Source organism: Chryseobacterium gambrini (genome assembly GCF_900156825.1).
Taxonomy (GTDB): domain Bacteria; phylum Bacteroidota; class Bacteroidia; order Flavobacteriales; family Weeksellaceae; genus Chryseobacterium; species Chryseobacterium gambrini.
On record NZ_FTOV01000022.1, the window covers coordinates 1 to 13,809 of the forward strand.

A 13,809-nucleotide genomic window follows, 5' to 3' on the forward strand; every position below is an offset into this window, starting at 1 on the left:
CGGTGTGGTAAAAAACAAAATGGCTTATCAACCAGATTATCAAAAAAACTTTAAAATTTTAACCTGATTAATTTGCGTATTAACATAGAACATCGCGGCTAAGGCAGAAGTCCTTCATTTCAACAATTGTAAACACCATTAAAATTTGTCATCCTGAAAACATCTGACAACAGTTTTTCCACTACATTCAGATAATTGCGGCATTATAAACTTTGTGAAAATAATTTTTAAAAAAATAAAAAAGAAAATATTTCAAAAATATGAAGTATAGAATTCATTTACAGATGTTTTCGTTCTTAAATTCATTTGCCGCCTTCACTAAAATTCATTATTTTTTCAAAAAAGTTGATGATGTTTCCAACCTTTTTGAAATTTTATGCATCTATGTAGATATAAAGCCTGATTATGGAACGAGAGTTACTATTAGAATGTCAGCGGAACGACCGCAACGCGCAGCGGAAAGTCTACGAAATGATGGCGGGAAAACTGTACACCGTTTGCAAGCGGTATCTGAAAAACGATGAAGATATCGAAGAAGTTCTGGCGGACAGCTTCTATAAGATTTTCACGAAAATGAGCCAGCTTCATAATCCCGATATTTTCGAAGCATGGGCAAAAAAAATTGCAGTGAATGAATGTCTGCAGAAATTAAGATCCACTAAAGAACTGCATATTTCTTTAGAAGACAATCATGCCGTTTCTACAGATTCTGCGATGGAAAATATATCATTTGAAAAAGATATTTTAAGCCTTTTGAACTTTCTTCCGGAAGGCTGCAGAGCCATTTTCAACCTTTTTGCCATCGAAGGATATCCTCACAAAGAAATTGCAACCATGCTTTCCATTAGTGAAGGAACCTCAAAATCTCAGCTCAATTTTGCCAGAAAAAGACTTCAGGAACTTTTGGTTAATCAAAACATTTAAACTTTTACAACAATGGAAAACAATTCAATAGATAAAACATTCAACGAGGCTTCTAAAACATTGGAAGAACCTGCGACTTTTCCTGGGTTTGATAAAGTTTGGGCAAAAGTGGAAGAAAAATTAGACAAAAAAGAACAAAAAAAGAGTAAAATAGTTCCGATCTGGCTTCCTTACGGAATTGCCGCAAGTTTATTAATCGGTTCCGGAATCTTTTACTTTTCCGGTAAAAAAGAAAACGCGGAAGTAACCCAACAAATTATTGCAAAAAATATAATTTCCGAAAATAAACCTTCTGCTGCTATTTCGGAACACATTCAGAAAGCTGACAGTATTATAAAAGTGAATATCCAAAAAGAAACTTTACCTCCTGTAACGATAGCTGCTGAAGCTCCGCCAGTTGCAATCCAGGCTCCGTTTCCTGTTGTTTCATCTACTCCGTTAGCTTCTCCTGCACGTTCTGAAGAACCGGTAGTTCTTGAAAGAGAAAATAAAATAATTGAATACGCTCCTAAAAATCAAAATACTGAAGTGGTAATTGCGATGGGAATTAAGAAAGAAAAAGTTTCGATGGTAAATTCTCTGGATTCATCTTCATCAGAGAAAAAGAAAATTATGGAGCTTAACGCAGTTGCAGATACCGCAGAAGCAGTTTATTCTACCAATCCGTATGATCTTAAAGAATCTTCTCAGGAACCCGAAATTCTGGCGTACAATAAAGGATATCTTAAAGCAAAACAGCCAATTGCAGGAAATTATCAGGGTTTGGCAAACAGAATAGGGAACAAAGAAGCCATAAATTCAATTCGCGGAGCAGCTTCAGGCGTGAATATCAATTCAATTTCGGGAAGACAGGGTTCCGGAAAAGTGGATATTTCGATCAGTTGTGAAGGTTCATCCAAGGCAAATAACAGTCCGCTGTTCGTCATCAACGGAAAGGCAACAGACTCAGAACTTTTCAAGAGAATTGATCCTAAAAAAATAGAATCCATCCGTGTTTTTAAAGCAGATACAGCAACCGCACTTTTCGGAAACCAAGCCGCGAATGGAGCTGTTCTGGTGGAAACTAAAGACATTTCCAGAAAAGAAAAAAGAATGCTGAAAAAGCTTCTTAAAAAAGAAAAACTGCTGAAAAAATAGTTTTCTAAATCTCCAAAACTAATATTCATTCAATATAAATCTGAAAAAAGAAATTTCTTCGGAGGTTTCTTTTTTCGCCTTTTAATCAAGAAAAGACCATGAAGAACTTGTATTGTCTGCTTCCGCTGTTTGCGGTTAACTGCCTGTTTGCGCAGAATTCTCAACAGTATTATTCCGGAATATTTTTAAACGAAAAAGAAAAGCCACAGAATTTTTTAAAGGTTCTGAACAAAAACAGCGGAGTTTATGAACTTACCGATGAAAAAGGTTTTGCCATCATCGCAGCAAAAGATTACGATACTTTGGTTTGGAACAACGGTAAAAACAAAGCGGTTGTATACGGAGCCCGTGAGCTGAAAACTATTTTGGAAAACCAGATAGAGAAAAGAAGTGTTCAAAATATTCAAAATAATACGTACGACAGTTTGGTTTCAAAAGAACGGAAAAATGAATTTAGTATAGAAAACTCAGGACAAAACCTGAAAGTTAATTTGTTTGATTATTATTCTATCAGAAACCTAAAAGAAATTGATAAGAATCTCATCAGTTTAAAAGGACGAACCCAGAAATTTTTGTTTTTAAACGGAAGTTTTACCACTTCAGCGGAAGTAAAAAGCAGAAATTCTGTTCCGAAAACCCAGAATCAATATGTTCAGGGAAGATCTGAAAACGGAGAACTGGTTTGGAAAGGTCCCGAAACCAATGAAATGTTCAGTTTCGGACCGGATATTTCAACTTTACAGTTTGATAATCAGCCTTATGAATATGATCTGAACGGAAAGCTCATTCCTCTCATAAACGGAAATTCTCCCGCGAAAACTTATAATAACAACATTTTTAAAACGACAGTTGGTTACAATAATCAATTGAGGCTGAATCTGTTTTTCAAAAATAATGAATACTATTACGATGAAAAGTTTCGGATTTCACTGGATCTCGGACAGCAGAAAGATCAGATGTATTTCATGGATCAGTACAGTATTCTTAATTCTTTTAAAACAAAGCTAAGCTCGAAAATTTTAAAATTTAATGTGGATGCAGCTTTTGTTTACGACGAAAACAAAGCAACAAACTCCAACAGAATTGGGTTGTTCAACAGGGTTTATCAAAATTCTTTACTGACGCCGGTTTCTTTTTCCAATGCTCAGAAGATTTTTCTTACCGATGGTTCCCAGAGAAACTACAGCAAGTTTGCAGACAATCCTGAATTTTTATTTTATGAGGATAATCAATACAATTCCAGAGATAGAAGAAGACAGTTCAATTTCGGAATTTCGCGGGACTGGAGTCATTTTAAGCTGAATATCACACAATCTTACGAAAACGATTTCTTCCTGAATCTCGATCACTATAAACCTTCAACGTATGGTTTTCCCGAAGGTCTTCGAAATGGGAGAACGCAAAACAATAAATTGTATAATTCCAGTATTTCAGGAGATTATTCGGTAAATGAATATTATTGGAAACATCGTTTTAATCTCAATTTTATTGTCAATAATAACAGATCGGAGATTGATAATACTTTAAACAGTAAAAATTATATTTACCAGAGAACTTCGCAGGATTATATCTTCGAATACAGGCTAAATTATGATGGCTACGGAGATTTTGAAATGGGATTGAATGCAGGAAATTCTTTCTACATTTCAAATACTTCACTTAAAAATAATTATTTTCTTCCTAAAGTGGGTGCATATTTTACTTTTAAAGAAATATTCAACTGGAGAAACATCAATTTTAAAATTTTAGGAGCCTACACTCAGCTAAGCTCGGAGCCGGAAATCACAAAATCCTATGCTTCTTACGCAACCATTTTGCTGAATGCGCAGAATTCAAATCAGTATTTTCCGATTCAGGAAGTTGAAACCTTTAAAAATCTGTCGAATATTGATTCTAAAGAATGGAAAACGGGTTTCAGGCTGACTTCAAGATATAATTTAGGCATTGAAGCAGAATATTTTCAGCGGAAAATCAGCAATGATATTTTTCCGGTTTTTGAAAATGGCAATTTAAAACTGAAAAACCTTGCAGATCACACGTACCGCGGACTGGAAGTGAATTTCTTTTTTGATAATGTTTATCTGGGTTCAGATTTCAGGATGAGTCAGAAAGCTTCATTTTTTAAGTACAGAGATATGGTGGATCGGGTAAATCCGGGATATCATAATACAGCGGTTTCAGGTTTTAAAGACATTTATAAAACATTGTCGGAAGGTGAAGTTCTGGGAGCGGGTGTAGGAAGTTATTTCGAAAGAAATAACAACGGAGAGTTGATTATCGATGAATTGGGTTATCCTAAAAAAGCGAATGGTTCCAAAATAATTGCAGATCCTACACCGGATTTTGTCGTTAAATTCAATCATAATTTCACGTATAAAATGCTCACTTTAGATATCAACTGGGAATGGAAAAAAGGCGGACAGGTCTGGAATGGAACTCAGGCTGTTCTTGATTATTACGGACGTTCCCAAACTTCCGGAGACGACAGAAATATTAAAAATTATGTTTTTCAGGGAGTAAATTCCGGTGGAAATCCCAATCAGATTCCTGTTGATTTTTACGATCCCAATCAGGATGTTTCGAAAAACCGATGGACGAGATACGGATATTTGGGCGTTGCGGAAGACTATGTTCAGAAAGCGGATTATGTGAGAATTAATGCGGTTTCTCTAACGGCAAAATTCGATGTCGGGCAATTTAAAAAAGGTTTGGGAATTACGTTCTATGTGAATAATATTCTTCTTTGGCAGGCGAATCGTGGCGTAGATTCCAATCAGAATTTCTATGATTCGGATAACGGAAGAGGACTGGATTTTTTCAATCTTCCGTCGTTTAAAACTTTTGGCTGTATGGTTTCATTTCAATTTTAAGGTATGAATTTCAAGGTTACAACATTTATTTTAAGATTATTTTTTCTGGTTTTTGCTTCTCTTTCAAAAGCTCAGGAACCGTTTAAAAATTTCGAAAAAGAAAAAACGTACATCCAGACCAACCATGTTTTTTATAAACCCGGTGAGGAAATGTATTTTAAAATTTACACGGTAAAGGCAGAAAATAATCTTCCCGCCGATCAGAGCAAAGCCGTCAATTTTGAATTGACAGATCCAAGCGGAACGGTCGTAAAAAAAGCAAAATACGAAATTACAAACGGCTATTCGGAAGGCTATTTTTATTTTAACAGCGACATGAAGGGCGGAATATACAAATTGCGCGCTTTCACCAACTGGATGCAGAATGAAGACGGAAAAAATGCTTTCGAGAAAGAAATTACCCTCCAGAAAATTGTTTCGCCAAGAATTCTGATGAAACTGGAGTTTCCCAAAAAAGGATATGGAGCAGGAGATGAGGTTCTTGCCGATTTTTCGATGAGAAGTCTCAGCAATCTTCCGATTCCTTTTTACGAAGGAGATTACACGGTAATGCATAACGGTGAAAAGATTTCAGAGGGTAAGCTGATAACGGACAAAGAAGGGAAAAATCAACTGAAATTCAGACTTCCTGCTGTTTTAAAATCTTCCGATGCGCTGTTAACCATTAAAATCAATTTCGACGGTTTTACAGAATCCATTTCAAGAAATATTCCGATTGTACTGAATAAGCTTGACGTGAAATTCATGCCGGAAGGCGGAACTTTCATTAATGGAATTGAACAGAATATTGCCTATAAAATTCTGGATGAATTTGAAAAGCCAGTTGATGCCACATTGGAAATTTTTAATCAAAATCATCAGAAAATTACTGAAACTACAGCATATAATTTCGGGATGGGAAGTTTTCTTCTGATACCTAAAAGAGGTGAAAATTATTATGCTAAAGTATTGAAACCTGAAAATATTTCAGCCGTTTATCCGCTTCCTATGGCAAAAGACGAAGGAATTGTTTTCAATATCAATAAAGAAAATCTGAAGATTGTTTTTAAAATCCGTTCAACAGATGAAAAAGATGTTATTCTCAAAGGAAATTTCCGTGATAAAGAAATGTACAGCAAAACCATTTCATTAAAAAAAGGATTAAATGAATTAGAACTTTTGGAAAATGAATTTCCGATCGGTATTTGCCGATTTACGGTGTTTGAACGTGATATTCCTTTGGCAGAACGCATTGTTTTTACGAATGAGAAGAAACAGATGAATGTGAAAGTAAAACCGGTAAAGCAAAATTATCTTCCGAGAGAAAAAGTGATTGTGAATATCGAAACCACAGACGAAAATAACAAACCAATTCCTGCAAATCTCGCTCTGAGTGTTGTGGATGATAAACTCTGGACGTATGCAGACGATAAGCAGAATCATATTCTTTCGTGGCTGCTGATGGATTCTGAGCTGAAAGGAAAAATTGAAAGACCACAGTTTTATTTCGATAAAAAAGAAGAAAAAAGAACCAAAAGCCTCGATTTGGTAATGCTTACCAATGGTTACCAATATTTTGAAATGATTCCTGAAGTTATCAAAAACAGAAAATACAAATATCTTCCCGAAAAGAAAAATCCCATCTACGGAATTGTAGAAGATGAAAAAGGAAATCCCGTAAAAGCCGATGTGTATTTCCTTGAGGATGGTAAAATCCTGAAACAGACGACCTCAGAAAATGGCTTGTTTTATTTCTATGATCTTAATAGAAATTATTCCAATAAGCTGATTGCGAAATCTGTACAGCCAAAACAAGAGGTGAAAATCCGGATTTTATCTTACAGACTGGCAATAAATCCTTTGGCTGCAAAATCTCTGAATAATATTAATGTAGAAGAAATTGTAAAAGAAACCGTAAAAGAAGAAGGTAAAATAAAACTGCGTGAAGATGCTGAAAAGGAAATTCCGAAAACGGCTTCCACAGAAAGAACAAAATCTTCCTCCGAAAACAGACGTTCCCGATCGGTTTCAAGAGGAAGCATGATAAGTGATACCATAAGATCTCAAAATATAGAAGAGGTTGTAGTGGTAGGTTTCTCGCAAAGTTCTTTAAAGGATAAAACAACTGCAGCAGTTGTTTCTGTTCGAAAGGATGAACTGCAGAATCCGAATATTATTTCTTCTTTAGCCGGAAAAGTTTCGGGACTTGTTATTACTCCCACCAATCAGCCGGGAGGTTATCTCAATGTGCAGATCCGGGGAAATGCTTCTGTTGCCAATAAAAATCCGCTGTATGTTGTGGATGGAGTTCCTGTAGAAAATTTTAAAACAGTCATCAATCCGAGTGATATCAACAGTGTAACAATTTTAAAAGATGCCGCTGCAACTGCTATTTACGGAAACAGAGGTGCAAATGGTGTGATCGTCATTAATTCTTTGAAGAATTTCCGCTCTCAGATAAAATTTGATGTAACGCCGAAATCATATTATGCATTGGTGAATATTCCCAATGACAGTCTGGTTTCGTACGAATACACAAGAAATTTTTCTTATCCGGTGTACAAAACGACAAATACTTCTTACAGACACGATTATCGCGAAGCTCTGTATTGGAATCCTGTATTGGAAACAGGGAAAGACGGAAAAGCGCAGGTTGAATTTTATAATTCCGATGCTAATTCTACTTTCAGAATCATGACGGAAGGAATTTCCTCTTCAGGTTTAATCGGGCGTGATGAGACAACTTATGCGTCTCAAAGTCTGATTTCCATAGATGCGAAACTTCCGCAATATCTTACAAGAACGGATCAGATGATGATTCCGGTGGTGGTTAAAAATAATTCTCCGGAAACCCGAAAGATAACAATGGACGTTATTGTTCCGAATCGTGTGAACGTGGTACAATCAGATAGTGCGATCACTTTGAAACCTTTGGAATCAGGCAGATTATTTGTGAAAATCCAGACCAATGAAGTGGTGGAATCCAATATTCAGTTTACCGTAAGATCGGAAGATTTCAGAGAAACCATGATTCTTCCCTTTAAAGTGGAGGAAAAAGGATTTCCGCACCGTTATTCAGTTATCAATAACAAAACAGAAGACCTCAAAATTGATATTCCGGATTATATTGAAGGCAGTTTCTTTTCGTCTTATTATGTGTATGAAAACAATGCACTGCAGATGTTTGAAAATATGGACCGCCTGAAAAGAGAACCTTACGGATGTTTTGAACAGCTTTCTTCAACGGTTTATCCAAATATTTTCATTCTGGATTATTTAAAACAGATTAAAAAAATTACGCCGGAAACCGAAAGTCTGGTGATCAGAAATATGAAAAAAGGCTATCAGAAGATGCTGAGCTATAAAAACCGTGACGGCGGATTCACTTACTTCGGATCTTCGGAATCGGATGTTGCACTTTCTGCTTTTGCATTGCTTGAATTTAAAGATCTGAAAAAATATGTGAATATTGAACCTAAAATCATTCAGGATCTTACCTCTTTTATTTTATCCAAAAAAAATCAGAACGGAATGTTTGAAGTAAGAAGAAACTATGAAAAAAGCATTCCGTATTCAGAATTTGTATGGTCGAGAAATATGTATGTTTTATATGCTTTGTCTAAAACGGGAATCAGAAATCTGGACGATGCCTACGAAATCAATCTGAAACGTGCTTTGGCGACAAAAGATGCTTATCAGATGGCTTTAATGGCAAATATTTCTTATAATTTAGGCAAAAATCAGCAGTATAAAGAGTTGGTTGCTCTTTTAAACAGTCAGTTTGAAGGGAAAAGTTTAAAAACAAAAACCACTTTTACAGGTTCCGGAGGATTTTCTGCGAATGCGGAAACACTATCACTTTATCTGATGGCTTTGCAGAAAGATGAGCAGTTGAGCCAGTTAAAAATTGCAGAAGTTTCAGATCATCTGATCAATTTCAACGGATATTATGGCTTCGGTTCTACTCAGGCAACAACTTTGGCTTTGGAAGCATTATCTGTATTTTTTTCAAAAAATGAAAAATTATATGGCACAGAAAAACCTTTGATAAAAGTAAACGGAGCAGAGATCAGAACGAATAATTCGGTGAGTTCTGCTTTTAAAAACGGAGAAAATACAATCAGCATCAATTATCCTACAAAAAGAGGGCTTCCTTACAAACTGGATTATGAATATTACACGTTAAAAGCTCCGAAAAGTGCAGAAATTCCTTTAATCCTGAATACAAAATTAAAATCTGAAACAGCAAAAACAGGAGAGACAGACAGAATGATAATTACTATTCAGAATAAAATAAATAACCAGCTTCCAATGGTGACGGCGAAAATAGGAATTCCGGCAGGATTAACTTTACAGAATGCTTTGCTGAAGGATCTTCTGGATAAAAAGCAGGTTTCCTATTACGAAATTTTTGATAATTATCTGGTTCTGTATTGGGAACATTTTGATGCAAATGAAATAAAAACCATTAATCTGGATCTTAAAGTGGAATTTGCGGGAGAATATACAGGAAAAGCAAGCAACGCATATCTTTATTATATGCCGGAAGCAAAATTTTGGAATGAAGGGATAAAAGTCAGAATTCAGCCTTAAAGTTTGTTTTAAAAAGGAGCGGTGTTTTTAACTATTTGATTTGCATTTAATTAAATTGTAAAAATGAAAAGGATAAAGTTTTAATAAAGAATATTGTGATTGTCCGTAATTCGTGATAATTGAAAAACCTTTGAGTTCTTTGCTGAGTGAATAGTTTATGCTGAGCTTGTCGAAGCACCTTTGCGAACTTAAAAACAGTTGGTATATAAAAGAATCTTAGCGATCCTTTGCGTGAAAATTAAGCATTATGATCAATAAAGGATAATCAATAAAATATTAATTCAACTGTAACTTTTTCGAAAATCTGCATCCTTAAAACAGAGAAACGGAAAATGATTATATTTTCAGAAAAATAATACATATGAAAAAACTAGGAACTACCATATTGGCTTTGATGTTGGTAATGGGCTGTAAAACCAAAACAGCAGCAGATCATCAAACTGAAAAAGAGAAATTAAGCATTGAAAAAGACAAAGATCAAGACGGAGTTAAAAACCGAAAAGATAAATGTCCTGAAATCGCAGGACCGATAGAAAATAAAGGCTGTCCGTTCCCAGATACAGACGGAGACGGCGTTCCCGATAAAGAAGACCAATGCAAAGATGCAGCCGGACCAATTGAAAATAACGGCTGTCCTTTTCCGGATACCGACGGAGATGGAATAATAGACAAAGATGATGCCTGTCCGACGGTTGCCGGACCCGCAGAAAACAACGGCTGTCCGTGGCCGGATACAGATGGCGACGGAATTCTGGATAAAGACGATGCGTGTCCTACCGTTCCCGGATTACCGGAATATAACGGCTGTCCGAAACCGAAATCGGTCGTGGCTATGGAGATTGAATCTTCACCGCGAAATTCCTATGCTCTTGGAAGATCGTATCAGCTTCAAGGAAAAGTATACATTAATCATGTAGGAACTAAAAAAGGAAAGAAGAAAGTTGCCCGGAAAGATGATTATACAAATGAAGAATATGATGCTTTAGTTGAAAATCCGTTTGAATTGACAAAGAATCAGCCACTTTCCACATTTTCTATTGATACAGACAACGCTTCCTACTCGAATCTAAGAAGAATGATAGAATACGGCGATGTGTATAAAAACGCGGTAAGAGTAGAGGAGATGATTAATTATTTTAAATATGATTATCCGCAGCCAAAAAATAATCAGCCTTTTTCTATCAGTACAGAATTGGGAAAAAATCCATGGAATCCTAATCATCAGTTGCTGAAGATCGGCTTGAAAGGAAAAAATATTCAGATGAATAATCTTCCACCTTCAAATATTGTTTTCCTGATTGATACTTCCGGTTCTATGGCTGCGGAAAATAAATTACCGTTGCTAAAATCTTCTTTAAAAATATTACTGGATCAGCTAAGACCGGTAGATAAAGTGGCAATGGTGGTGTATGCAGGGAGCGCGGGTGTTGTATTGCCTCCGACATCCGTTTCTGAGAAAGGAAAAATTATTGAATCTTTGGACAGATTGGAAGCAGGAGGAAGTACGGCGGGAGGAGCAGGAATTGAACTTGCCTATAAGTTGGCGCAGGAAAATTTCATCAAAAACGGAAATAATCGGGTGATTTTGGCAACAGACGGGGATTTCAATGTAGGAGTTTCTTCAAAAGGTGATCTTGAAAGTCTGATTGAGGAAAAAAGAAAATCAGGTATTTTTCTTACGTGTTTAGGGTACGGAATGGGAAATTATAAAGACAGCAAAATGGAAACGCTTGCCGACAAAGGAAACGGAAATTATGCCTATATCGATAATCTGCAGGAAGCCAACAAGTTTTTAGGAAGAGAATTCGCCGGAAATATCTATACAATTGCTAAAGATGTTAAAATTCAGATTGAGTTTAATCCTAAATTCGTAAAATCTTATCGATTGATTGGATATGAAAATAGAAAACTGAGAAATGAGGATTTTACAAACGATAAAATTGATGCAGGAGAATTAGGAAGCGGACATACGGTGACTGCTTTATACGAAATCATTCCTGCCAATGTAAATTCTAAGTTTTTGCCCAAACAGAATAAACTTAAATATACTTCAAATTCTGCCAGTCAAAAGTCTGGAAATGAACTGGGAACTGTTAAATTCAGATATAAAAAACCTCAGGGAACAAAAAGTGCAGAAATTGTTCATGTCATAAAAAATGCCTCATCTCAGACGGAAAGTAAAGACTTTAAATTCGCTTCATCGGTTGCATGGTTCGGATTGGTTTTAAGAGATTCAGATTTAATTACCAGAAAGAATTTATCCGAGATCGAAAAAATGGCAAAAGACAGCAAAGGCGAGGATAAAGAAGGATACAGAAAAGGATTTGTAAAAATGATTCAGGATTATAAAAAGATGAGTAAATAAATTAAAGTTAGTGTTAACAGGCATTCTCAAAGGATGTCTGTTTTTATTTTAAATAAACTTTCAAAAATTATTGAAAGTTCGAAAATTATTATTACATTTGTATCAGGAATTAAAAGTAAAACAAAATGCAACTTTCAGAAGCTAAAGAAAAATACATTCAGACTTGGGGTACATTTGCGACCAATTGGGGGATCAACCGTACCATGGCGCAGGTTCATGCGCTGCTTTTGGCAAGTGGTAAAGCACTTTCTACCGATGAGGTAATGGAGCAGCTTGAAATTTCAAGAGGAAATGCCAATATGAATCTCCGTGCGTTGATGGATTGGGGAATTGTAAGAAAAGAATTTGTAAAAGGCGACCGTAAAGAATATTTTGTTGCTGAAAGAGATGTTTGGTTTTTATTCAAGCAGATTACAAAAGAACGTAGAAAAAGAGAAATTGAGCCCGTTATTTCTTTTTTGGAAGAATTGAAAAATATTGAAGATAAAGATTCCGAAGGAGCAAAAGAGTTCATTAAATTAATGGACGATTTCAGCTCTGTAACGGGAAAAATAAACAATATCATGGATCTCGCGATAAAAAGTGACGATCATTGGTTGGTTGGAAAGATTACGAATTTACTGAAGTAATCATTTATTATTCTGAACGAAACGAACAGGATGAATATAAAAAGGAAAATTTTCCTTTTTTATTTCAAGTAAACTTTCAAAAATTATTGAAAATATAATAACAATAAAAACTCAAAACATGAAACGTAAAATATTAATAGGAGAAGCAATAGTTCAGACAGTCATTAGCCTTGTATTCTTTTCGTATGCTATCGCTGATTATTTCGAAAAAACACCCGGAACAGAATTTTTTATTGCACTTTTCTATATTGGTATTTCAAATCTGATAGGATTTTTATTGAGAGTTTCACTTAGCAAAAGCAAATTTCACCGGTACTATTTTTTTGGTGTCTTGATATTTTTCCAGTTATTATTTGTTGCGGTTTTATTATTCAACGATTCTAAAATTGAGTATGTTCTTTATTTCATGGGCATCGGAGGCGTACTTTTTAATATTTATTATCTGATCTATGGCTTTTATAATGTTAAAACGATGCAACAGAATAAAACGGAAAAATAATTTTTTTGAAATTTAATTTCAAAATTTATTGAAAATATAATATTTATAAAATGTTCAATATTGTTTCATATCTGCTTTTTCTTTCCGTCAGTTCCTACATAACCATTGATGTCGGAAGAAGATGCTACAACGCAGGAAAACATTACCTGAACTATCTTATTCACGATGCAGATCTGTGTTTAACGATCAACAGGATTCTTTTAGGATGTTATTATCTCATCAATCTCGGGTACATCGCATTAAATCTTACCCATTGGGAAAAAGTAGATTCTATAGAAAAAATGTTATCTGTGACGGCAGTCAGAATCGGTTATATCACCTTGATTTTATGTGTGCTGCACTTTATGAACATTTTCGCACTATACTTTTTAAGAAAAAATTTAACCATAAAATAATAAAACTATGAATGCAACAGCTCTTACCACAACGTACAATTTTCAGGCATACATGATCTATCTGCCAATTGTAATCCTCCTTACTGTGCTGGTTTCCCAGTTTCTTTTTAAAAATTCCAAAGCGTTTATGATCGATATTTTTCATCAGAAAGAAGATATTGCAATGGCAACCAACTCTTTATTTAAAATCGGTTTTTACCTTTTAAATCTCGGTTTTGCACTTTGTATCATTGAATTTTTTCAAATTGAAACCATTGAAAGACTGGTTGTTGCTTTAAGCGAAAAAATCGGAGGATTCTCCATCTATCTCGGAGTAATGATGCTACTGAACCTGCTTCTTTTCCTGAAAGGTCGTAAACACGCCATGAACAAAGATAAAATCATCAAAAATGAAAACACTGCTATTTAAAATCTGGAT

Annotated in this window: 9 protein-coding genes; all 9 read left to right on the forward strand. The window is 35.1% G+C overall.

The features are described 5' to 3' along the window. Positions 1-405 precede the first annotated feature (405 nt). Positions 406-924, forward strand: coding sequence for an RNA polymerase sigma factor (locus BW951_RS21295; RefSeq protein ID WP_076396556.1), 519 nt, complete (start codon positions 406-408; stop codon positions 922-924). Positions 925-936: 12 nt separating this feature from the next. Next, positions 937-2,061, forward strand: a complete 1,125-nt coding sequence (locus tag BW951_RS21300; protein WP_076396558.1) for a TonB-dependent receptor plug domain-containing protein — start codon at positions 937-939, stop codon at positions 2,059-2,061. 98 nt (positions 2,062-2,159) lie between these two features. Then, on the forward strand, positions 2,160-4,931 hold the full coding sequence (locus BW951_RS21305; RefSeq protein ID WP_076396560.1) for a hypothetical protein: 2,772 nt from the start codon (positions 2,160-2,162) through the stop codon (positions 4,929-4,931). 3 nt (positions 4,932-4,934) lie between these two features. Next, the gene (locus tag BW951_RS21310; protein ID WP_076396562.1) at positions 4,935-9,503 is read left to right on the forward strand and encodes a TonB-dependent receptor plug domain-containing protein; all 4,569 of its coding nucleotides are present in this window, start codon (positions 4,935-4,937) and stop codon (positions 9,501-9,503) included. A 361-nt stretch (positions 9,504-9,864) separates the two neighbouring features. Continuing rightward, positions 9,865-11,868 carry a vWA domain-containing protein gene (locus BW951_RS21315; protein WP_076396564.1) on the forward strand — a complete coding sequence of 668 codons (2,004 nt, stop codon included), beginning with the start codon at positions 9,865-9,867 and terminating at the stop codon, positions 11,866-11,868. A 125-nt stretch (positions 11,869-11,993) separates the two neighbouring features. Next, positions 11,994-12,497: a GbsR/MarR family transcriptional regulator gene (locus BW951_RS21320; RefSeq protein WP_029297026.1), complete on the forward strand. Its 504-nt coding sequence runs from the start codon at positions 11,994-11,996 to the stop codon at positions 12,495-12,497. Positions 12,498-12,615: 118 nt separating this feature from the next. Next, a complete protein-coding gene (locus tag BW951_RS21325; protein ID WP_076396566.1) occupies positions 12,616-12,996 on the forward strand; it encodes a hypothetical protein in 381 nt (126 codons plus the stop codon). A gap of 50 nt (positions 12,997-13,046) precedes the next feature. Continuing rightward, complete coding sequence (locus BW951_RS21330) at positions 13,047-13,391, forward strand: hypothetical protein (protein ID WP_076396568.1); 345 nt, start codon at positions 13,047-13,049, stop codon at positions 13,389-13,391. 7 nt (positions 13,392-13,398) lie between these two features. Then, on the forward strand, positions 13,399-13,800 hold the full coding sequence (locus BW951_RS21335; protein ID WP_076396570.1) for a hypothetical protein: 402 nt from the start codon (positions 13,399-13,401) through the stop codon (positions 13,798-13,800). Positions 13,801-13,809 lie beyond the last annotated feature (9 nt).

Coding starts and splice junctions, on each gene's coding strand:
- BW951_RS21295 (WP_076396556.1), top strand. CDS start 406: ATGGAACGAGAGTTACTATTAGAATGTCAGCGGAACGACCGCAACGCG.
- BW951_RS21300 (WP_076396558.1), top strand. CDS start 937: ATGGAAAACAATTCAATAGATAAAACATTCAACGAGGCTTCTAAAACA.
- BW951_RS21305 (WP_076396560.1), top strand. CDS start 2,160: ATGAAGAACTTGTATTGTCTGCTTCCGCTGTTTGCGGTTAACTGCCTG.
- BW951_RS21310 (WP_076396562.1), top strand. CDS start 4,935: ATGAATTTCAAGGTTACAACATTTATTTTAAGATTATTTTTTCTGGTT.
- BW951_RS21315 (WP_076396564.1), top strand. CDS start 9,865: ATGAAAAAACTAGGAACTACCATATTGGCTTTGATGTTGGTAATGGGC.
- BW951_RS21320 (WP_029297026.1), top strand. CDS start 11,994: ATGCAACTTTCAGAAGCTAAAGAAAAATACATTCAGACTTGGGGTACA.
- BW951_RS21325 (WP_076396566.1), top strand. CDS start 12,616: ATGAAACGTAAAATATTAATAGGAGAAGCAATAGTTCAGACAGTCATT.
- BW951_RS21330 (WP_076396568.1), top strand. CDS start 13,047: ATGTTCAATATTGTTTCATATCTGCTTTTTCTTTCCGTCAGTTCCTAC.
- BW951_RS21335 (WP_076396570.1), top strand. CDS start 13,399: ATGAATGCAACAGCTCTTACCACAACGTACAATTTTCAGGCATACATG.